The sequence below is a fragment of the Jannaschia aquimarina genome (assembly GCF_000877395.1).
GTDB lineage: Bacteria > Pseudomonadota > Alphaproteobacteria > Rhodobacterales > Rhodobacteraceae > Jannaschia > Jannaschia aquimarina.
In genome coordinates this window covers 1-20,247 of record NZ_JYFE01000047.1, presented here as the reverse complement: position 1 = coordinate 20,247, position 20,247 = coordinate 1, and the positions used below count along the sequence as shown (strand labels likewise).

Genomic DNA, 20,247 nt, shown 5'->3' with positions numbered 1-20,247 from the left:
CATGACCCTGACCCGCGCGCTCGCCCTCTTCGGAACCGAGGAAGACGTCCCCGCCCCCCGCATCCTGCGGGCGGGCCACCTGACCGCCGAACTGGAGGCCGGCAATCTGCGCTACATCCGCTGGAACGGGGAGGAGGTGCTTCGCGCCGTCTCCTTCATCGTGCGCGACAAGGATTGGGGCACCTACGCGCCCGAGATTTCGGATATGTCAGTCGAGGAGGACGAGGCAGGTTTCCGCGTGACCTATTCCGCCGTGGCGCGCGAGGGCGAGGACAGCTTCGCCTACGATGCCCGGATCGAGGGCCGGCCCGACGGAACCCTGACTTTTCAAGGAAGGGGCGAGAGCCCGTCCGGCTTCCTGACAAACCGAACCGGCTTTGTCATCTTGCATCCGATCAACGGCATCGCGGGCGAACCCGTCACCATCGAGCATACGGGCGGCGACACCGTCGAGGGCCGCTTTCCCGTCATCATCGACCCGGTCCAGCCGATGATGGACCTTCGCGCTCTGACCCACACCACGCCGGGGGGCCTGACGGTCCGCACGCTGATGGAAGGTGACACCTACGAGATGGAGGATCAGCGCAACTGGACCGACGCCTCCTACAAGACCTATGTCCGCCCCCTCGCCCTGCCCTGGCCATACCGGATCGAGCCGGGCGAGACGATCGACCAGACGGTCACCGTGACCGTCTCGGGCCAAGGCGCTGCGACGACGGCGAGTGGCGCCGTCAAGATCGCGACAGGCTCCGAGATTGGACCGATGCCGCCTCTGGGCCTCGGCCTGCGCCCAGAGGACGCGGACACCGCGCTCGCCCAAACCGATGCCCTCCGCGCCCTCGGGCCGGCCTATCTGATGCTGCACCATGATCCCCGCGCGGGCCACGATCGCGCCACGCTGGAGGCGATGCTCGGGATCGCCCGCGCCATCGGCGCTTCGCCATGGTTGGAGGCCGTGATTGCCGAGGCGAACGACGACGCAGCCGGCGCGGAGGTCGCCGCACTGGGTCATCTCGCCGCCGATCTGGGGGCGCCCTTCGGCACCGTCCTCCTATCGCCCGCCCCGGACCTGAAATGCACCCTGCCCGGCTCGGTCTGGCCGGACGCGCCAGACGCCGCAGGTCTCTACGACGCGGCCCGCGCCGCCTTCCCCAAGGCGCGGATCGGCGGGGGCATGTTCTCCTACTTCACAGAGCTCAACCGCAAGCATCCGCCAGATGGCAAGCTCGACCTCGTCAGCTTCACGACCTCGCCGATGGTCCATGCGGGCGATGACCGCTCGGTCATGGAGACCCGCGAAGCCCACGGCGCAATCATCGCCTCCGTCCGCGATATCGCGGGCGGGACGCCGTGGGCGGTCGGTCCGTCCGCAATCGGCGTGCGCGACAACCCCTATGGCGAGGCAGCAAAGGCCAACCCCGAAAACATTCGCCAGGCGATGAATTGGAATGATCCGCGCCAGCGCGGCCTCTTCGGTGCCGCCTGGACGTTGGGCTATGCGTCTGACTTCGCAGCGGGAGGGGCAAGCGCCGTCGCCCTGGGCGGCTGTACGGGACCCTTCGGCGCGGTCGCTGCTCCGGCCAACTTCCCGCAACCGGGCTGGGAAGCAGGTCAACTCTTTCCCGTCTTTCACGTCTTGCGCGGCTTGGCACGGCTCGAAGGCGCGACGCTCCTCGATCTTGGCCTGCCGGCCAGCGGGCCGGTCGCGGGACTTGCCGCACGCGAAGAAGGGGGAACAGAGATCTGGCTCGCGAACCGTCGGCCCGAACCGATTGAGGTGGCGCTGCCGAACGGTGCGGCGGGTGCGATCCTGGACGCGGGATCGCTTGAGGCGGCCCGGAGCGACCCGGCCTTCCTGGACGCGGCGGAGCCGCTCGATGGTCGCGTCACGCTGGACGCGCACGCCATCCTTCGCCTGCGCACGTAGCTCTGCAGGAGACTCGGCCCACGGCCACGGTGGGGACGGACTACCGAACCCCGCGAACAAGAGCGACCGCACGGGCTCCCTCGGTCGTGATGGCTCGCATGCGTTTGATCCGACCTGCAAATGTGGGACGCGATTGCAGCATTTCAGCCGGATGTCCTCTGGTGACGCGGCCGGAGCCGACACCGAAACCGTTCACCGAGACGGCGCGGGCGTGCCCGAACGCTCGCCTTGCGAGGCAGCATTCAATCCACGCGGATCATTCCGGGACGATCGGCTGCAATGGTCATTCAGCCGCAGCGCCGCTGAACCGTGAGAGGAGAGGACCTGCCGCTCCGGAATCGGTGAGGAGATGCGTGACCAGGCCATTGCGCAACGCCGCCTGCAACGAACCCGCACGTCGCGCACCGAAGGCCACGCCGATGCGGAGCGGGACGGCGCGCAGCGCGGCAAGGTCGATCCCGATCAGGCGTCCATCCATCGAACCCCGCATTTCCCGGCCCTCCGCATCGATGAACCGGCCCGCCACGACACCGACGGCGCCGCGCGCCGCGTAGTCGTCCAGCGTCGCCGGATCGACCACGCCAGCCTGCACGATGTGGCTGTCCTTGTCCGCGAGGCCCACCGCGAAGAGGACCGCATCACACCCTCGAAGCGCGTCGAGCTGACGTGCGATGATGGGCTCCGCTTCCAGCGCGGCGACAAGGGCAGGGTTCGAGAGCACCGCGGGGGCGTGCAAGTTGACACAGGTCGTGCCGAACCGCTGCGCGATCAGGCTGGAACAGTCCTCGGCGTTGAAGCCGTGCGGCGAGGCCATGGACCCCACGACCTGCACGACGGTCAGGTCACCCCTCCTGGCTGGCGGCAGATGTTGGGCGAGCCGATAGACGGTCTCGCCCCAGGCGACCCCGAGGCGGGCACCATGCGGCACGAGCCCCTCCAGCATTCCGGCTGCGGCCTTGAGGGCGGCCTCTTCATTGTCGCCCGGGAATACGACTGCGCTTTGAAGGTCGTATCGCGCGGTAAGATTCTGGGCGGCCTCGGCGCGGGACAGGAGATCCGGATCAAGCGTGACCCGCACCAGACCGGTCTCGCGCGCCTCGCGCAGCAGATTGTGGACGGTGGCTCGCGAGACGCCGAGTTTCGCCGCAACCTCCGCCTGACTGAGATCTTCGACGTGGTAAAGATAGGCCGCGCGCGCCGCGGCGCCCGGCAGGGAAGCGGCGAGATCGCTCACGCCGTCCCTGACTCGCGGTCAGGCTGGCGCCCGTACTCGACGAAGGCATCCAAGACCTCGGCCATCTGGGCTTCGTCGAGCTTGGCGGGCTCACCGAGCGCGGCGGCCAGGATGTACTGCCGGGCCAGCGTCTCGACCTCACCCGCAAGCCACAATGCCTTGTCGAGCGTTGGACCGAAAGCGATCTGACCGTGGTTTGCCAGAAGGCAGGCACGGCGCCCCTCAAGCGCCGCGAGCATCGCCTCGGACAGGGCCTGCGTCCCGAAGGTCGCGTAGTCCGCACAGCGGATATCGGTGCCGCCCGCGACTGCGACCATGTAGTGGAATGCCCCGATCCCCCGGCGGTGACAGGAGAGCGCAGTGGCATAGGGCGAATGGACGTGAACCACCGCTCCCGCCTCGGGATGTGCGCGGTAGATTTCGAGATGCATCCGCCATTCGGAGGAAGGCTTGAGTGGTCCCGAGGGCCGTCCTTCGGCATCGACCGGGACGATCATCTCGGGCGTCGTCTCATCGTAGGGTACGCCCGAGGGGGTAATGATCATTCCCGCGCCGTCGCGCACCGAGACGTTGCCCGACGTGCCCTGGTTCAGCCCGCTCGCGTTCATGGCGCGGCAAGCCGCCAGTATCGCGGCGCGGGGGTCGTCGTCGCTCATTCGGCGGCGACCCGTTCCGGGAAGAGCCTGGCGATGGCGGACTTGTCGGCCTCGACGACGCCCTTCTCCGTGATCAGCCCCGTCACCAGCCGCGCTGGCGTGACGTCGAAGGCGTGATTGGCGGCAGGCGTGCCTTCGGGGCAGATCAGCACTTCGGAAATGTCGCCGTCGCGGGTCAGCCCCGGCACCCATCTCACCTCGTCTGGGCTTCGCTCCTCGATGGGGATGTCGATGCCGTCATCGAGCCGGAAGTCTATCGTGGGCGAGGGCAACGCGACGTAGAAGGGCACGTCGTTATCCTTCGCGGCCAGCGCCTTCAGGTAGGTGCCGATCTTGTTGCAGACGTCGCCCGAAGCGGTCGTGCGATCGGTGCCCACAATCACGAGGTCGACCATGCCGCGCATCATCAGGAGGCCGCCGGAATTGTCGGTGACGAGGTGGTGTGGCACGCCGTGGTTCAGGAGTTCCCAAGAGGTCAACGCCGCGCCCTGGCTGCGGGGGCGGGTCTCGTCGACCCAGACGTGGACGTCCAGGCCCTCGTCGTGGGCGTGATAGACCGGCGAGGTCGCGGTGCCCCAGTCGACCGTGGCGAGCCAGCCGGCGTTGCAGTGGGTCAGCACGTTGACCGGTCCATCCTTCCGCTCGGCGATCTCGCGGATCAAGTCCATGCCATGGACGCCGATCATGCGGCAGATTTCCACATCCTCGTCGCAGATCGCGGCGGCACGGGCCCACGCGGCGTCCTCTCGGTCGCCTTCCGGCAGGGGCTTCAACACCCCCATCATCTCGTCGAGCGCCCAGCGGAGATTGATCGCCGTGGGTCGGGTTGCGTGCAGCACCTTGTAAGCCTCCGACAGCCGCGCTTTGGAGGCATCGTCCCGGATCGCCAAGGCCATGCCGTAGGCCGCCGTCGCCCCGATCAGCGGCGCACCGCGGACCAGCATGTCGGCGATGGCGCGTGCGGCGTCCTCGAGCGTACGCAGTTCGACCGTCTCGTAGCGGTGCGGGAGGCGGGTCTGGTCTATGATGCCGACCGCTCCGTCGGCACGCAGCGGCCAGATCGTGCGGGTGGGAATTCCCTTAACCTTCATGTCGCAGCTCCTCGCGGGCGCAGCAGATCGCGCGCCATGTCCGTTGCGGCTGCGACCGAACCGATCGCCGCCGCCTCCTTCACCAGATGCCCCACGAGGCGCAAGGCGCGTATCTCGCAGGCGGCCCGGGCGTCCATCTCGGGGATCGTCCGCAGGTCGGCCACTCCGGCGAGCCCGACGATCCGTCGCGCCATCTTGGCACCTGCGAAGCCAAGCGCATCGTTTTGGATCCGCGCGAGCATCGCCTCCAGCGCTGCCTCGTCCGCGTCGCGCAGCACGCGGTCAACCATCGCCTCGCCCCGCCGTTCCGTGCGCCAGAGGTCCGTGAAGCGAGCTGCGAAGGCGTCCCAGAAACGGCCGCCCTGGTCCAGCACCCAATTCTGCTGGTCTTGCCACCCCTCGCCCCAGCCGGGCTGTGCACCGGCGTTGAGCCAGAGGTTCGCCAGCACCGCGCCGAGGTCGAACCCCATCGGCCCGTAGAAGGCGAACTCGGGATCAATGACGCGAACCCGTTCGCCTCCGCCCGGCGGCGTCACCATCACGGAGCCGGAATGCAGGTCGCCATGCAGCATGGACTCCGACCGTGTCATGAAGGCCCATTTCCACTCCTGGATCGCCACCCGCCAAACGGTGTCGGCGCGCATCTCGGCCACGGCGTCCTCGGTGCCCGGCGTGACTGCATTCATCTCGTGGTCGTGATACGGGTCGGTGAAGATCAGATCCTCGCTGATGCGGCAGAGTGCGTCGTTTCCGGAGAACAGCGCAACCTCCCGCTTCTTGAGCGCAGGGTCGAGCGCGAGGTCCGACGATCGGAACAGGGTGTCGGCGCAGAAGCGACCGAGGACGATGGCGGCGGTGTCGTGCCGTTGCCGCTCGATCAGGGCGCCGCGCCAGATCACATGCCCCGCAAGATTCTCCATGACCGTCAGAGCCTGCGGTCCATCATGGATATGGACTTCGGGCACGGCATCCTGCCCCGCATCTTCGGCCTGCCGGATGAGGGCGGCATGCTCGTAGAAGGCACGCGACAGTGGAAGCGGCCAGCTTTCCCCGACGAGGCGGACATAGGGAAGGGCCTGCTTGGCGCAGACCGAACCTTCGGGACCCTCGACGATGTAGACGAAATTCAGATTGCCATCCCCGACCTCGCGCACCCGCCAGTCTGCGGGTGCCCCCCCGAGTTGCCCCGCGACTGCCGAATATGCCGACAGCCGGTCGGCCACCGTGTCGGTGTCGAGAGGGATGTAGGCGTCGAAGTTCGGAGGCGCGACGGCGCCCTGCCTGACCTGGACGGCCGTCCTTTCGGCGTGCTGGTTCATGCGTTTCTGCCGCCCCCCGGATCGCTTCTGACATTTTTCATAGCTTGTTGACATATGACAAAACGAGATGCAACCTCATCGTCGGGCGGCCTGATGGTTCGCCGGGGAGGACATCATGAGCCTGGAGTTGAAGGCCATCACCAAGCGGTTCGGGCCGTCCGAGGTGCTGCGTGGGATCGACCTGGCGCTGGTCCCGGGATCGGTGACCGCCTTCATGGGGGCGAACGGTGCGGGCAAGTCGACGCTGGTGCGGATCATCGCGGGCGTGCACACCGCGACGGCGGGGTCGATGCGGCTGGACGGAAGAACCTTCGCGCCGACCTCGCCGTCGGACGCGCTGCGCGCCGGGGTCGTCGTCGTCCATCAGATCATTAACGAGAACGTTGTCCTGACGATGGACGTGCTCGAGAACCTGATGATCGACCGCCTCTGCGCGGGCGGCGCGCCATTCTTCCGCCGCGCCGCACACCGGGACGCGGCGCAGGCGATGCTGGATCGGATTGGCCTCGACGTATCTCTGACGGCGGAACTGGGGGACCTGCCCCCCGCCGACCGCCAGATGGTCGCCATCGCCCGCGCGCTGGCCCACGACCCGAAGCTGCTGATCCTGGACGAGCCGACTTCGGCCCTTTCGGACACCGAAGCCGAGCGGCTCTTCACCGTGATCGAAGGGCTGCGCGATCAAGGCGTGCCGATCCTCTACATCTCGCATCGCATGGGCGATATCCGGCGACTGGCGGACCGGATCGTCACCTTGCGCGACGGTCGGATCACAGGTGATTTCGTGGTCCCGCTCGACTACGATGCGGCCGTGCGCGCGATGCTGGGCATGGCGCTCGACGACGCGGCGCATGCGCGGGTGCCCGCGGGCGACCCGGTGCTGCGGATCGAGGGCCTTCCGGTCCTGCGCGGGACCGCGCCTCTGAACCTGACGCTCCATGAAGGCGAGGTGACGGCGATCGTCGGGCTGGTCGGCGCGGGCAAGACCGAATTGGCCGAGACGCTCTATGGCCAGCGCCGCGCGACCGGCGGGCGGCTGACGCTGGACGGCGCGCCCTACGCACCCGTGCACCCGTCCGATGCGGTCGGACGTGGCGTGTTCATGGCCGCCGAGGACCGCAGCGGCGGCTCGATCGTGCCGGACTTCGATCTCTCGCGGAACGTGACGCTGCCATTTCTCGGCGCCTTCTCGGGGCTGGGCCTCGTGCGCCGCGGGCGGGAACGGGCGCGCGCCGCAGAGGCCATCGAAGGGCTCGGGATCGTCGCCCAAGGCCCGGACGACCCGATCGCGGCGCTCTCGGGCGGGAACCAGCAAAAGGTGGTGCTTGCCCGCTGGCTGACCGCGCCCTGTCGCCTCCTCATGCTGGACGAGCCGTTCCAGGGCGTCGACATCGCCGCCCGCCGCGACATCGGTCACGCCCTGCGCGCGACCGCCGGAGGGCGGGCCACGCTGATCCTCTGCGCGGATCTCGACGAGGCGCTGGAGGTCGCGGACCGAATAATCGTCCTGTCGCACGGCGCGGTCGTGGGCGAGCACTCCATCGGAGACCTGAGCCGCGCAGCCATCGTCCAGCAGATGTCCTCCGCCGCCTGACGCCTTTCCCCGACCCGACCGGAGCTCCCTATGTCCGACACCGCTACCAGCCCATCCCGCACCGGGGCCGCGAAGCCGAAGGCGGACCTTCGCGCGCTGGCCGTGCGGTGGGGGCTGATCGTCCTGCTCGTTGCGATGATCGCTTACTTCGCCAGCGCGGAGCCGGCCTTTCTGTCAGTGCGCAACTTGGTGATCGTCCTCCAGTCGGTCAGCATTGTTGCGATCCTCGCGCTTGGCGTGACCTGTACGCTTGTGGTGGGCGGTTTCGACCTCAGCATCGGCTCGGTCGCCGCCTCTGCCCTGATGGCCGCCTCCTACGTGATGGTCGTCTGGGAGGGCGGCACGCTCATGGCTATCGCGGCCTGTCTGGCACTGGGCCTCGCGGTGGGCATGGTGAACGGGCTCTTGATCGTGAAGCTGCGGGTGCCGGATCTGCTGGCGACGCTGGGCACGATGTTCCTGCTGCTGGGTCTGCAGCTGATCCCAACGGCAGGGCGGTCCATCGCGACCGGCATGTCCCTGCCCGACGGCACCACGGCCGAAGGCCGCTTCACCGCCGAGTTCCTTGCGCTCGGGCGATACCGGGTCTGGGACACCGTGCCGATCTCGGTCCTCGTGATGCTGGCGCTCGCCGTGGCGATCACCATCTTCCTGACCTTCACCCGCTGGGGCCGCGTCATGTACGCCATCGGGTCGAACCCGCAAGCGGCGCGCCTCGCCGGTGCCAATGTCGAACGGTACAAGATCGCGGCCTACATGATCTCCGGCGTCTGCGCCTCCATCGGGGGCATTCTGCTGGCCGCGCGCGTGGGACGGGGCGACGTCTCGTCGGGCAACTCGCTTTTGCTGGACGCGGTCGCGGCCGCGCTGATCGGCTTCGCCGTCTTCGGCGCGGGCAAGCCCAATGCAATCGGCACCGCCATCGGCGCGCTCTTCGTCGGGCTGCTGCTGAACGGGCTGACCATGATGAATGCCCCCTACTACACTCAGGACGCCATCAAGGGCGCGGTGCTGGTCGCGGCGCTGATGTTCACCTTCGGGCTGTCAGTCCGGAAATGCTAGTCATGACAGGGAGGAACCCATGACGCTCACTCGACGCATCCTGCTGGCGGCGACGGCCGCCACGCTCGCACTGCCCGCCGCCGGACAGGACGCCCCGCCGCCCTTCGACGGTACGGAGACGCCGACCATCGCCCTGGTCCGCTACCTGTCCACCGGCGATTTCTTCCAGGCCTACTTGTCCGGCGTCCAGCGCCAGGCCGACGCGCTCGGCATAGAACTGCGCGTCTTCGACAGCCGCCAGGACGCCGCCCTGCAATCCGACATGATGGACCAGGCGATCGGGCTCGGTGTGGATGGCATCGTCGTCCAGCACGGTCTGACCGAGAGCATGGTCCCCGCCGTGCAGCGCGCCGTGGATGCGGGGATCCCCGTCGTCGCCTTCGACGTGAATGTCGAGAACGAGGCCGTGCCGCAGATCGAGCAGTCCGACCGCGACCTCGCCCGCCTCGCCCTGGAGCAGGCGATCGCCGACAACGGCGAAAGCTTTCAGGCGGGATACGTTTACGTCGCGGGCATCGCGCCGCTCGACCGCCGCGACGAGACGTGGCGCGAGTTCAAGGAGCGCTATCCGGGCATCGAGGAAGTCGCCTCGTGGGGCACACTCGACAACCCCATCGCCAACTCGGTCGCAGATCAGGCCAGCGCGGTACTCCGGGCCAATCCGATGATCGAGGTCGTCTTCGCGCCCTATGACGAGTTCGCCAAGGGCGTCGTCATCGCCGCCAACGAGGCGGGCATGGCTCAGGATCTGAAGATCTACTCGGCCGACATGTCGACTGCCAACATCAACGCCATGCGAGAGCCCGGCAGCCCGTGGGCCGCCTCGGCGGCGACCAACCCGGCCGTCGTCGGAGAGGTCTCGGTCCGCGCGCTGGCGATGCTGATGGCGGGCGAGGATCCGGGTCGTCAGGTCGTCATCCCGCCCGCCCTGATCACGCAGGAATTCCTCAACGAGAACGATATCGGCAACATGGAGGAGCTTGCCGCGCAGCTTCCCACTTTCGCCCATGCCGACGTCGCCATGACCGACTGGATGACACTGCCGGAACGGTGAAAGCGCGATTGGTGGCTGCGACATGCGCGATCGCAGCCGCCACCTCGGGGTCAATCGACAGGTTGTCCGATAGCACAAAGACGAAAGAGGAGCGCCGATCAGGGGATCGGCCTCCATACTCTCGTGAATTCAATCCAGGCCTCTGAAAAGGCGTCAGACCTCCAGTTCCCGGCGTCTCCAACGGGACCCGCCCCACATGAAAGGGGCGCGTTCCGATCTGAGAGGCCGGGATAAGGTGCCGTCCGCCCGAGACGCCGGTCATGGCCTAGCCCAGCTAGGCCGCCCCGATCACACGGCCCTATTGCGCCGCGATCGCCTGCCCCTCTTGCAGCAGGGACCACACGCGCTGGGGGGTGAATGGCATGTCCACGCGGCGCAGGCCCAGACCCCATAGCGCGTCCAGCGCCGCGTTGCCGACGGCCGCCATCGCGCCGACCGTGCCCGCCTCGCCGCAGCCCTTCATGCCAAGCACGTTCGCCGTCGACGGCACCGGCTCGGAATGGAACGCGATCATCGGCAACCCGTAGGCGCGCGGCATCCCGTAATCCATGAAGCTCGCCGTCAGGAGTTGCCCTGTCTCGTCGTAGACCACATGCTCCGTCGTGGCCTGCCCGATCCCCTGGGCGACCCCGCCATGGACCTGCCCCTCGGCCAGCATCGGGTTCATCAGGTTGCCGAAATCGTCCACCACCGTGTAGCGGACGACTTCCAGATGGCCGGTCTCGCGGTCGATCTCCACCTCGCAGAGATGACAGCCGTTCGGATAGCTGCGGCCCGGCAAGGTGGCCCGCTCCTCGATCTTCAAGAGATCGGCGCGGCCCGCCTTGCGCGCCTCCTCCGCCGCCTCGATCAGGGTCAGCGTCCGGTTCGACCCTTTGGGCCGGAACGTGCCCTCCTCAAAGGAGACGTCCTCGACGTCCAGATGATCGGCCAGAAAGGCCGAGTAGTCGGCCACCACCTTCTGCGCCATCGCCCGGTTCGCAGAGCCCTGCGTCGTCACCGAACGGGAGCCTCCTGTGCCGCCGCCCTTGGCGATGCGGTCGCTGTCGCCCTGCACGACGTCGATCAGCTCGGGGTCGAGCCCCAGATCGGTCGCGAGGAACTGGCGATAGACGGTCTCGTGCCCCTGCCCGTTCGACTGCGTCCCGACATAGAGCGTCACTCGCCCGTCCTCGGTGAACTCGATCGCGGCGCCCTCGGACGGATCGCCGAGGATGGACTCAATGTAGTAGCAGACCCCCAGCCCGCGCAGTTTGCCCCGCGCCTCGCTTTCGGCGCGGCGCGCGGCAAAGCCGTCCACATCCGCCTCGACCATCGCACGGTCCAGCACGCGGGCGAAGTCACCGACATCGTAGGTTTCGCCCGTGGCGGTCTCGTAGGGGAACTTGTCGGGCGCGATGAACGATTTGCGCCGCAGGGCAAAGCGGTCGACGCCCAGTTCGTGCGCGGCGTAGTCCATCGCGCGCTCCAACACGTAGATCGCCTCCGGTCGGCCGGCGCCGCGATAGGCATCCACCTGCGTGGTGTTGGTGTAGATCCCCGTCGAGCGCATGAAGACGTCCTGCACATCGTAGACCCCGGGCAAGACCTTGGCGAAGAGCTCCGACTGGATGTTCTGGGCGTAGCCGGAATTGTAGGCGCCCATATTCGCCCAGTTCTCGCACTTGTAGGCGACCAGGCGGTGATCCGCATCGAAGCCCAGCGTCGCGGCACAGATCAGGTCGCGGCCGCCATTGTCCGACAGCATCGACTCGCCCCGTTCGGCCATCCAGCGCACGGGCTGGTTCAGCGTCCGGGCGGCATGGGCGACAAGGAACGTCTCCGGATAGTCCATCGCCTTCATCCCGAACCCGCCGCCGACATCCGGGTTGGTCACGCGGATGTCGGCCTTGTCCATCTTCAGGATGCGGGCGAGGCTGCCCTTGGTGCCCCAGACGCCCTGCCCGTTCACGCAGACATGCAGGCGCCCGTCCTCGATCGCGGCCCAGGCGCCACGCGGCTCGAGGGAGGCGCAAATGATGCGATTGTCATCGACGGTCAGTTCGACCCTGTGCGCGGCGGCCTCGAGCGCGGCATCCACCCGCGCCTCGTCGCCCTTCTCCCAGACATAGGCCACGTTGTCCGGCGATTCCTCATGGACAGGGTCACCCCCCGGTTCGACCGACAGCTTGACCGGCAGGTCGTCCACGTCCAGCCAGATCGCCTCTGCGGCATCGGTCGCCTGCGCGCGCGTCTCGGCGACGACCAGCGCGACCGGCTCGCCAACGAAGCGCACGCGCTCCTTCGCAAGAAGAGGCCGCTCGGGTGTCGTGCCCTTGCGCCCGTCGGCCGGGGATGTGGCCGGCGTCGTCCCAAGCGTCGCGTCCAGGTCTCCCAGATCGCCGGATGTCAGCACCAGCGCGACGCCCGGAATCCGCCGCGCTTCGTCGACGTCCAGCTTTGTGATCGTGCCATGCGCCACCGAAGATCGCAGGACATAGGCGTGCAATGCGCCTTCGGGCGCGGTATCGTCCACATAGCGGCCGGTGCCTGTCACGAGCCGCAGATCCTCGATCCGCTTGTTGGACTGGCTCAGGCCAAATTTCTCGCGAGGAGCGTTCATGGGTCTCTCCGGGGACGAACGTATCTTGTCGGAGCGGACCTTAGTCGTCGGCGGGTCCGTGTCCACTGCCCGCATCCAGCGAGGTCGCGATCAGATCCGCGACCATCCGGTCGCGCGCCTCCGGCGGGAGGTCGGACAAATGGTGCATCTTGCCCGAAGACAGCAGATCCGCGAGGCCGTGCGTCACCGCCCAGACCGCGTAGCTATGCCGCAGCCCTTCCGCGTTCCATTCGGTCGGTCGCCCATCGAGTTCGGCGACGAACCCGGCCAGACGCTCGAAGGCGGCATCCGCGGCGATGCGAAGAGCCGGGTCGCGGTAATCCGGCCGCCCGGACGAAAAGCACAATCGGAAGAGCGCCGTATGCTCCACCGCGAAGGCCACGTAGGCGCCGCCGTAGATCAGGGCGCGGGTTCTGGCGCCGGCCCGCGGATCGTCCGCGGCTTCGCTCATCGCAACCAGCCTTTCGAAACCCTGCGCCGCCAAGGCGGTCAGCAAACCGTTCGCGTCACCGAAATGATGCGCCGGCGCGGCATGGCTCACACCCGCGCGCCGCGCGACCTTGCGCAGCGAGAACCCCTCGACGCCGCTCTCTGCCAGTTCCGCTTCGGCAGCGTCCAGAAGCGCCGCGCGCAAGTCGCCATGATGATAGGGTTTCGATCCGTCCATGGCGCCTCATACCGCGCAATCCTGACAGCGTCAAAATCTTTTCTTGACACTGTCAGGATATGCCCCATCCTCGGTCTTGTCACTGTCAAGACAAGCTATCGGAGCGCCGATGACCCCAGATTTCCTCTTCTCGCTCGCCTCGCCGCTGGCCCTGTCGGGCTGGGTAGTGCTGGCCGTCTCGCCTCTGGCATGGCGCTGGCCCCTGCCGCTCGGCGCCTATGCGATCCCGCTCGCCCTCTACGTCCTCTACGCACTGGGCGCGGCACTCTGGCTGCCCGGCGCGCCGGGCGGATTCGACAGCCTGGACAACGTGATGCTGCTCTTCACCGACCGGGGCGCGACGACCGTGGGTTGGATCCACTTCCTCGCCTTCGACCTCGCCGTCGGTGGCTGGATCACCCGCGACGCGCGCCGCAGCGGGGTGCCGCATCTGGCGATCCTGCCCTGCCTCTACCTCACGCTGATGCTCGGCCCCGTGGGCCTGCTGTCCTATCTCGCGCTCCGTACGGCGCTCACCCTCATCCGCAAGGAGACACCCGCATGACCGCCCTGCCCCTCGACATGCCCGACCGCCGTCCGGCGCTCCTGATGCGCGCGGCCGCAATCCTCGCCCTCGTCGCGCTCGCCTGCCTCGTGCTGATCGCCTTCGACCCCCGCCCGCTCGACGGAGAGCGGATCTGGCTCAAACCGCTCAAGTTCGCTGCCGCGCTGGCGCTCTTCCTCGCCACGCTCCACTGGGGCATCCGCGCCCTGCCCGCGCCCATCCGCGAGGGCCGCTGGCTGCGCGTCTGGACGGGGATCGCCATCGCGACCGCTACGGCCGAGATGGTCTGGATCGCCAGCGCAGCCGCACTCGGCACCCGGTCGCATTACAACGTGACCGTGCCATGGTTGCAGACCCTCTACGAGACGGCCATGGGCCCGATCGCGGTGCTGCTGGCGCTTTCGGCGGCAGCCTTCGGCTGGCCCCTCCTGCGCCACGGCTGGTCCGAGGTCGAGCGCGCGACCGGCTGGGCCTTCATCGCGACCGCGGCGCTGACGATCCCGGTGGGCATGGCGCTGTCCTTCGCTCCGGTCGAGGGGGCGGGACTGCCGCTTCTGGGCTGGACGCTCGCCCCCGGCGACCTGCGGCCCGCGCATTTCATGGCGACGCATGCGATGCAGGCCATCCCGCTCGCGGCCCTCGCGCTGGTGCAGTTCGGCACGCTTTCCTACCGGACCGGCCTCGCCCTGACGCTGGGCTGGTCGGCCCTGACGCTCGCCGCCGCCGCCTACGGGATGGGCTGGATCTAGGGCGCAGCCACGGCGCGCCGGACCCCGGCGCGCCGACATGAGCGCCACGCGCATCGCAGACTGCCAGCAGCAGGCTTTCCCTCGCCCGCCTCTCCCGCTATCCGGGCGCCCGACCGAGACGGAGCGCCCCGATGATCGCCGAGACGAGCATGGACAAGACCTTCGACGCCGCCGAGGCCGAGAAGCGCATCACCGAGATGTGGCTGGAGAACAAGTGCTTCGCCGCCGGCGCGAACGCCAAACCGGGGGCCGAGACGTTCTCCATCCTCATCCCGCCGCCCAACGTCACCGGCTCGCTCCATATGGGGCACGCCTTCAACAACACGCTGCAGGACATCCTCGTCCGCTGGCACCGGATGCGGGGCCACGACACGCTCTGGCAGCCGGGCACCGACCATGCCGGTATCGCCACGCAGATGGTCGTCGAGCGTGAACTGGCCAAGACCAACCGCCGCCGCACCGACATGAGCCGCGAGGATTTCCTCGAACTCGTCTGGCAGCAGAAGCACGCATCGCGCGGCACGATCATCGGTCAGCTTCAGCGCCTCGGGGCAAGCTGCGACTGGGATCGCGAGGCCTTCACCATGGGCGGCGCGCCCGGAGACCCGGATCAGTCCATCGGCGGGGGGCAGAATTTCCACGACGCGGTCATCAAGGTCTTCGTCGAGATGTACGAAAAGGGCCTGATCTATCGCGGCAAGCGCCTGGTCAATTGGGACCCGAAATTCGAGACTGCCATCTCCGATCTGGAAGTCGAGAACATCGAGACGCCGGGCCATATGTGGCACTTCAAGTACCCGCTCGCGGGCGGCGCCACCTACGAGTATGTCGAGCGGGACGAGGACGGAAACGAGCTTTTCCGCGAGACGCGCGACTACATCTCGATCGCCACCACGCGCCCCGAGACGATGCTGGGCGACGGCGCCGTCGCGGTTCATCCATCGGATGAACGTTACGCGCCAATCGTCGGGAAACTTTGCGAAATCCCTGTCGGACCGAAGGAGCATCGCCGCCTGATCCCGATCATCACCGACGAGTATCCGGACCCCGATTTCGGCTCCGGCGCGGTCAAGATCACCGGCGCGCACGACTTCAATGACTACGGCGTCGCGCAGCGCGGCGGCATCCCCTGCTACCGGCTGATGGACACCAAGGCGGCCATGCGCGCCGATGGCGCGCCCTATGCCGAAGCCGCCGCCATCGCGATGGAGGTCGCGCAGGGCAAGCGCACGCTCACCGAGGCGGAGACCGACGCGATCAACCTCGTCCCCGACCATCTGCGCGGCCTCGACCGGTTCGACGCCCGCGCCAAGGTCGTGGAGGAAATCACCGCAGAGGGCCTGGCCGTCATGGTCCCCGCGACCGACCCCCGACTGGGCAAGGGCGCCGCGTCGGCGGGCAAGGACGCGACCGGCGAAGCCCCGCTCGCCCCCGAGGAAGGCGGCGAGCCCCGCACGGAAGAAGACCAACTCGTCCCGCTGGTCGGGCCAAAGGCGATCATGCAGCCCCATGGCGACCGCTCGAAAGTCGTCATCGAGCCCATGCTGACCGACCAGTGGTTCGTCGACACCGACAAGATCGTCGGCCCCGCCATCGAGGCGGTCGAGAACGGCACGACCCGCATCCTCCCGGAAGCCGACAAGAAGGTCTATTTCCACTGGCTCCGCAACATCGAGCCCTGGTGCATCTCGCGCCGGCTCTGGTGGGGGCACCGTATTCCGGTTTGGTATGGGCCTAAGTTTGATGCAGAACAGATGCCTAGCCCTGCGGATTACGAGTTCTTCTGCGCATCCGAACCGCACATTGCATTGCAGGAAGCGCAGCGGTTCTACGAGAAGGCTTTCCCAGGGCTTCATATCGAAGTTTTCGAGAGGCAGTGGGACGAAGCACAGGAAGAAGAGCAGGACGACCTAGACGGCTACAACGAAATGGCCGAACGGCACGGGCTCGAGAAAGTGTACGCGAAGAGCGTTATCGGCTCGAACCATGGCTTCTCGGTTAAGTACTATCGGGTTGAAGACCGACCTGCTCGTAGAATCTCAATTGAACGAGACCCCGACGTCCTCGACACGTGGTTCTCCTCCGGCCTCTGGCCGCTGGGCACGCTCGGCTGGCCCGAGGACACAGAGGAGGTGCGGAAGTATTTCCCGACCTCCACCCTCATCACCGGCTTCGACATCCTCTTCTTCTGGGTCGCCCGGATGATGATGATGCAGACCGCCGTGCTGCCAAAGGACGCCCCGCTCGCCGAGAAGGTCCCCTTCCGCGACGTCTACGTCCACGCCCTCGTCCGCGACGCCAAGGGCCAGAAGATGTCGAAGTCGCTGGGCAACGTCCTCGACCCGCTCGACCTGATCGACGTCTACGGCGCCGACGCCGTCCGCTTCACACTCGCCTCCATGGCCGCCATGGGCCGCGACCTGAAGCTCAGCGAGGACCGCATCAAGGGCTACCGCAACTTCGGCACCAAGCTCTGGAACGCGGTCCGCTTCGCCCAGATGAACGACGCGACCTTCGGCGGCCCGCGCCCGGACCCCCGCGCCACGGTCAACCGCTGGATCGTCGGCGAAACCGCGCGCGTCCGCGAAGACGTCGACGCCGCGCTTGCCGCCTACCGATTCGACGAGGCCGCACAGACGCTCTACCGCTTCGTCTGGAACGTCGTCTGCGACTGGTATGTCGAGTTCGCCAAGCCGCTCATGGATGGCGAGGCCGCCGAAGAGACGCGCGCCACGATGGGCTGGGTTCTCGACCGCTGCATGGTCCTGCTGCACCCCTTCATGCCCTTCATCACCGAAGAGCTCTGGGCACTGACGGCCAAGCGCGACACGCCCCTCGTCCACGGCGACTGGCCGGACGGACTGACGCCAGAGATCGTCGACGAACAGGCGGAAGCCGAGATGCGCTGGGTCATCGCCTTCATCGAGGCGATCCGCTCCGCCCGCGCCCAGATGAACGTTCCCGCAGGCCAGACCATCCCGGTCCTGCGACTGGATGACGAGGCGGGCAAGGCCGCCTACGCGTCGAACAGCGCGCTGATCCAGCGGCTCGCGCGGATCGAGGGCGTCGCCGACGCGGGCGAGGCCCCCAAGGGCAGCGCCGCCGTCACAGTCGGCACCGCGCGCTACGCCCTGCCTCTTGAGGGTCTGATCGAACCCGCCGCCGAAGAGGCGCGCCTGACCAAGCAGCTGGGCAAGCTGGAAAAAGAGATCAAGGGCCTGGCGGGACGCGCGAACAACCCGAAATTCGCCGCCTCCGCCCCGCCCGAAGTCGTGGAGGAGACCAAGGCGAACCTCGCCGCCCGTGAGGCCGAGGCCCAGGCCGTCCGCGACGCTCTCCGCACCGTGCGGGAACTCACCTGATCTCACATCGCCGTGGGGCGGGCTGAAACGTCCGCCCCGGTCGGCTAGGTTCCGGTCAACCCCATGACCCGGAGAGATCCATGCCAACCCGTCGCAATCTGCTCATCGGCGCAGGTGCCGTCACCGTCGCGGCCGCCGCCGGCGCCTACGCCCTGATCCCGCGCACGCTGCCGCCCGCCCGCGTCTTCGCCGAAGACGGGGTCGCGATCCGAGGCACCGATCCGGTGGCCTATTTCAACGACGGCGCGCCCATGACGGGCTCGGCCGAATACAGCCACGACTGGGCGGGTGCGACATGGCATTTCGCAAGCGCCGAGAACCGGGACGCCTTCGCCGCCGACCCGCTGGCCTATGCCCCGCAATATGGCGGCTTCTGCGCCTGGGCGGTCGCCGCGAAGTCCGAGCTTTTCTCCACCCAGCCAGAGAACTGGGCGATCGTGGACGGAAAGCTCTACCTGAACTTCAACGACAGCGTTCAGGAGACGTGGGACACCGACCGCGCCGGCTTCATCGAGGCCGCGGACGAAGCGTGGCCGGTGATCACCGCCGACCTCTAGGCCGCTTGCCCCACGTCTCTTGACGATCCGTCCATATGGCCCCTCCCGCCCGGCCGCTCCGGACCCCGCGGATCGGGCGGCAGGACGCCTCGGCCGGTTCGTGCTAGGCTTTCCGCATGACAGCGCGCCGGCCGCAGAACCCCGCCCCGGAGGCGGAGGCGACCGCGTTTCTCGCGGCGCAACCTCCGCCGCGCGACGCGGAATGTGCGCGGCTCGACGCGGTCTTCCGGGATGTCACGGGCTTCGCCCCGCGCCTGTGGGGCAGCGCGATGATCGGCTATGGCAGCTACGACTACATCTACGAGTCCGGAAGATCCGGCACGTGCTTCGCCACGGGCTTCGCGCCACGCGCGCGTGGGCTCAGTGTCTACATCCTGCCGGGCTATGCCGATTGCGGTCCGATCCTCCAGCGGCTCGGACCTCATCGGGAGGGCAAGGCCTGTCTGAATATTTCATCGCTCGACCGGATCGACGAAGCGGCTCTCCGTGACCTGATCCAAGCCGGTCTGCGGGATCTCCGTTCGCATTGGCGCGTCGATCCGACCTGAACCGCCCGCAACGACCAGAGCGCCCGGCATCCTCCCGCCCCCTGCACCATCGTGTCGGACGGGCCGTTTGACCGCCGCGTCGGACGGATGCCACTGGACCGCAGCGACCGGACCGCGAATGCGGTCCGGTCCCACGCGCTTGGGAAGAAGCCGCCTCAGCGGCCCCCACTCAGAGCATCAACTGATAGCTCTCCGGCACCCAACGGAACCCGTCCCCCGCCGTCTCGACATAGCCGACGGCCGGATGCGGCATGTGGTAGCCGATCATCGGGATGCGGTCCGTGGCGATCTCGCCCAGGACGCGGCGGCGGGTCGCGGCGGCGGCTTCCTTGTCCATGTCGAACCGGACCTCCCAGTCGGGATGGGCCAGCGACCAGACATAGTGGTTGGTCATGTCGGCGCAGAGCATCGCCTGCGCGTCGCCCGAAGACATGCGATAGCCCATATGGCCCGGCGTATGACCGAACATGTCCACGGCGGTGATCCCCGAGACGATCTCGGCGCCCGGCGCGATCAGCTCGAACTGGTCGGCCAGCGGGGCGACCTTCTCCGTGAACGGATCGTTGGGATTGGCCTGCCAGGCGCTCATCTCGGTCTCGCCGGTGATGTGGCGCGCATTGGCGAAGGTGGGCGTTCCGCCTTCGGACAGCCCGCCGATATGGTCGGGATGCATGTGGGTGATGACAAGCTGGGTGACGTCCTCTGGCGCGAACCCAGCAGCGCCCAGAACTCCAGTGATCCCCTCGACGTTCAGCCCGGTATCGAACAGGACGACCTCGCCGCCCGTGCGGACCACCGTCGGCTGGAAGAAGAAGACCGCCTGATCCGTCGGGATGAAGGCGTCCCGGCTGGCCTGTGCGAAGGTTTCCGCGTCGACGTTCATGCCGAACGTCTCCTGCATATCGCCTTCTCGGTTGGCCTGCCCGGCCAACAGCACGGTCACCTCCATGTCGCCCAGCATGAAGGTGCGGAACTGGGGCGGCGGACCGGAATGGGCGTCGGCCGAGGCCGTGGCTGGCAAAAGGGATGCGGCGGGAAGCGCGGCAGTTGCGCCGAGGGCGGCGCGGCGGGATAGTTTCATGGAAGCTCCTCCAACTCGTGAACCGAAGATAGCGCGCCGTTCCGCACCGCCCAGATCGTCCAGCGAGGATCGCAAGAGAGGCGCGCCGCCTCCTGCTGTGGATCAACGGCCGCCGATGCATCCGTTCTGCGACGGGCCACCGTTTCTCTGCTTCGGAAATATCCCCGCCGGAGGCCCGGGTCGGACGGGGCTCGATGCCC

16 protein-coding genes are annotated in these 20,247 nt (G+C 67.7%); 9 read left to right on the top strand and 7 right to left on the bottom strand.

The features are described from left to right. Position 1: 1 nt before the first annotated feature. Positions 2–1,927 (top strand): hypothetical protein, encoded by a 1,926-nt coding sequence (locus tag jaqu_RS12945; RefSeq protein ID WP_043919416.1) that lies wholly within the window; start codon positions 2–4, stop codon positions 1,925–1,927. 283 nt (positions 1,928–2,210) lie between these two features. On the opposite strand, the gene jaqu_RS12940 is transcribed toward jaqu_RS12945, so the two are convergent. From jaqu_RS12940 to mtnK, 4 genes are read right to left on the bottom strand one after another with little or no spacing between them, the layout of a single operon-like run. Continuing rightward, on the bottom strand, positions 2,211–3,161 hold the full coding sequence (locus tag jaqu_RS12940; RefSeq protein WP_043919415.1) for a sugar-binding transcriptional regulator: 951 nt from the start codon (positions 3,159–3,161) through the stop codon (positions 2,211–2,213). Beyond that, positions 3,158–3,817: a class II aldolase/adducin family protein gene (locus jaqu_RS12935; RefSeq protein WP_043919414.1), complete on the bottom strand. Its 660-nt coding sequence runs from the start codon at positions 3,815–3,817 to the stop codon at positions 3,158–3,160. The genes jaqu_RS12940 and jaqu_RS12935 overlap by 4 nt, the downstream gene beginning before the upstream one ends. Beyond that, positions 3,814–4,908 (bottom strand): S-methyl-5-thioribose-1-phosphate isomerase, encoded by a 1,095-nt coding sequence (gene mtnA / locus jaqu_RS12930; protein WP_043919413.1) that lies wholly within the window; start codon positions 4,906–4,908, stop codon positions 3,814–3,816. The genes jaqu_RS12935 and mtnA overlap by 4 nt, the downstream gene beginning before the upstream one ends. Next, positions 4,905–6,227, bottom strand: coding sequence for an S-methyl-5-thioribose kinase (gene mtnK, locus jaqu_RS12925; RefSeq protein WP_052500951.1), 1,323 nt, complete (start codon positions 6,225–6,227; stop codon positions 4,905–4,907). Before mtnK ends, mtnA begins: the two co-directional genes overlap by 4 nt. Before the next feature lie 115 nt (positions 6,228–6,342). Between mtnK and jaqu_RS12920 the strand changes: the two genes are divergently transcribed. The 3 genes from jaqu_RS12920 to jaqu_RS12910 are packed head-to-tail and all read left to right on the top strand — an operon-like array spanning position 6,343 to position 9,937. Continuing rightward, positions 6,343–7,821, top strand: coding sequence for a sugar ABC transporter ATP-binding protein (locus jaqu_RS12920; RefSeq protein ID WP_043919412.1), 1,479 nt, complete (start codon positions 6,343–6,345; stop codon positions 7,819–7,821). A 30-nt stretch (positions 7,822–7,851) separates the two neighbouring features. Continuing rightward, a complete protein-coding gene (locus jaqu_RS12915; RefSeq protein WP_043919411.1) occupies positions 7,852–8,883 on the top strand; it encodes an ABC transporter permease in 1,032 nt (343 codons plus the stop codon). Between the two features lie 19 nt (positions 8,884–8,902). Then, a complete protein-coding gene (locus jaqu_RS12910; protein ID WP_043919410.1) occupies positions 8,903–9,937 on the top strand; it encodes a substrate-binding domain-containing protein in 1,035 nt (344 codons plus the stop codon). A 298-nt stretch (positions 9,938–10,235) separates the two neighbouring features. On the opposite strand, the gene jaqu_RS12905 is transcribed toward jaqu_RS12910, so the two are convergent. Together jaqu_RS12905 and jaqu_RS12900 are read right to left on the bottom strand one after the other, a co-directional pair. Then, positions 10,236–12,539 carry a xanthine dehydrogenase family protein molybdopterin-binding subunit gene (locus jaqu_RS12905; RefSeq protein ID WP_043919409.1) on the bottom strand — a complete coding sequence of 768 codons (2,304 nt, stop codon included), beginning with the start codon at positions 12,537–12,539 and terminating at the stop codon, positions 10,236–10,238. Positions 12,540–12,579: 40 nt separating this feature from the next. After that, positions 12,580–13,206, bottom strand: coding sequence for a TetR/AcrR family transcriptional regulator (locus tag jaqu_RS12900; protein WP_052500950.1), 627 nt, complete (start codon positions 13,204–13,206; stop codon positions 12,580–12,582). Positions 13,207–13,315: 109 nt separating this feature from the next. Here jaqu_RS12900 and jaqu_RS12895 point away from each other — a divergent pair, with 109 nt between their 5' ends. The 5 genes from jaqu_RS12895 to jaqu_RS12875 all read left to right on the top strand — a co-directional run bounded on the left by jaqu_RS12895 (position 13,316) and on the right by jaqu_RS12875 (position 18,966). Next, positions 13,316–13,750, top strand: coding sequence for an ABA4-like family protein (locus jaqu_RS12895; protein ID WP_043919408.1), 435 nt, complete (start codon positions 13,316–13,318; stop codon positions 13,748–13,750). Beyond that, positions 13,747–14,499, top strand: a complete 753-nt coding sequence (locus jaqu_RS12890) for a hypothetical protein (protein ID WP_043919407.1) — start codon at positions 13,747–13,749, stop codon at positions 14,497–14,499. The genes jaqu_RS12895 and jaqu_RS12890 overlap by 4 nt, the downstream gene beginning before the upstream one ends. Before the next feature lie 131 nt (positions 14,500–14,630). Continuing rightward, positions 14,631–17,861, top strand: a complete 3,231-nt coding sequence (locus jaqu_RS12885) for a valine--tRNA ligase (protein ID WP_236687853.1) — start codon at positions 14,631–14,633, stop codon at positions 17,859–17,861. A gap of 80 nt (positions 17,862–17,941) precedes the next feature. Next, entirely contained in the window at positions 17,942–18,418 is a 477-nt protein-coding gene (locus jaqu_RS12880; RefSeq protein ID WP_043919406.1) for a YHS domain-containing (seleno)protein, read from the top strand. A 116-nt stretch (positions 18,419–18,534) separates the two neighbouring features. Next, positions 18,535–18,966, top strand: a complete 432-nt coding sequence (locus jaqu_RS12875) for a DUF1801 domain-containing protein (protein WP_043919405.1) — start codon at positions 18,535–18,537, stop codon at positions 18,964–18,966. A gap of 169 nt (positions 18,967–19,135) precedes the next feature. Here jaqu_RS12875 and jaqu_RS12870 read toward each other — a convergent pair whose 3' ends face one another. Then, on the bottom strand, positions 19,136–20,047 hold the full coding sequence (locus tag jaqu_RS12870) for an MBL fold metallo-hydrolase (protein ID WP_043919404.1): 912 nt from the start codon (positions 20,045–20,047) through the stop codon (positions 19,136–19,138). Positions 20,048–20,247: the final 200 nt, after the last annotated feature.

What these genes read in the sequence shown, in the direction of transcription:
- jaqu_RS12945 (WP_043919416.1), top strand. Translation starts at nt 2, where the DNA reads ATGACCCTGACCCGCGCGCTCGCCCTCTTCGGAACCGAGGAAGACGTC.
- jaqu_RS12935 (WP_043919414.1), bottom strand. Translation starts at nt 3,817, where the DNA reads ATGAGCGACGACGACCCCCGCGCCGCGATACTGGCGGCTTGCCGCGCC.
- mtnA (WP_043919413.1), bottom strand. Translation starts at nt 4,908, where the DNA reads ATGAAGGTTAAGGGAATTCCCACCCGCACGATCTGGCCGCTGCGTGCC.
- mtnK (WP_052500951.1), bottom strand. Translation starts at nt 6,227, where the DNA reads ATGAACCAGCACGCCGAAAGGACGGCCGTCCAGGTCAGGCAGGGCGCC.
- jaqu_RS12920 (WP_043919412.1), top strand. Translation starts at nt 6,343, where the DNA reads ATGAGCCTGGAGTTGAAGGCCATCACCAAGCGGTTCGGGCCGTCCGAG.
- jaqu_RS12915 (WP_043919411.1), top strand. Translation starts at nt 7,852, where the DNA reads ATGTCCGACACCGCTACCAGCCCATCCCGCACCGGGGCCGCGAAGCCG.
- jaqu_RS12910 (WP_043919410.1), top strand. Translation starts at nt 8,903, where the DNA reads ATGACGCTCACTCGACGCATCCTGCTGGCGGCGACGGCCGCCACGCTC.
- jaqu_RS12905 (WP_043919409.1), bottom strand. Translation starts at nt 12,539, where the DNA reads ATGAACGCTCCTCGCGAGAAATTTGGCCTGAGCCAGTCCAACAAGCGG.
- jaqu_RS12900 (WP_052500950.1), bottom strand. Translation starts at nt 13,206, where the DNA reads ATGGACGGATCGAAACCCTATCATCATGGCGACTTGCGCGCGGCGCTT.
- jaqu_RS12895 (WP_043919408.1), top strand. Translation starts at nt 13,316, where the DNA reads ATGACCCCAGATTTCCTCTTCTCGCTCGCCTCGCCGCTGGCCCTGTCG.
- jaqu_RS12890 (WP_043919407.1), top strand. Translation starts at nt 13,747, where the DNA reads ATGACCGCCCTGCCCCTCGACATGCCCGACCGCCGTCCGGCGCTCCTG.
- jaqu_RS12885 (WP_236687853.1), top strand. Translation starts at nt 14,631, where the DNA reads ATGATCGCCGAGACGAGCATGGACAAGACCTTCGACGCCGCCGAGGCC.
- jaqu_RS12880 (WP_043919406.1), top strand. Translation starts at nt 17,942, where the DNA reads ATGCCAACCCGTCGCAATCTGCTCATCGGCGCAGGTGCCGTCACCGTC.
- jaqu_RS12875 (WP_043919405.1), top strand. Translation starts at nt 18,535, where the DNA reads ATGACAGCGCGCCGGCCGCAGAACCCCGCCCCGGAGGCGGAGGCGACC.
- jaqu_RS12870 (WP_043919404.1), bottom strand. Translation starts at nt 20,047, where the DNA reads ATGAAACTATCCCGCCGCGCCGCCCTCGGCGCAACTGCCGCGCTTCCC.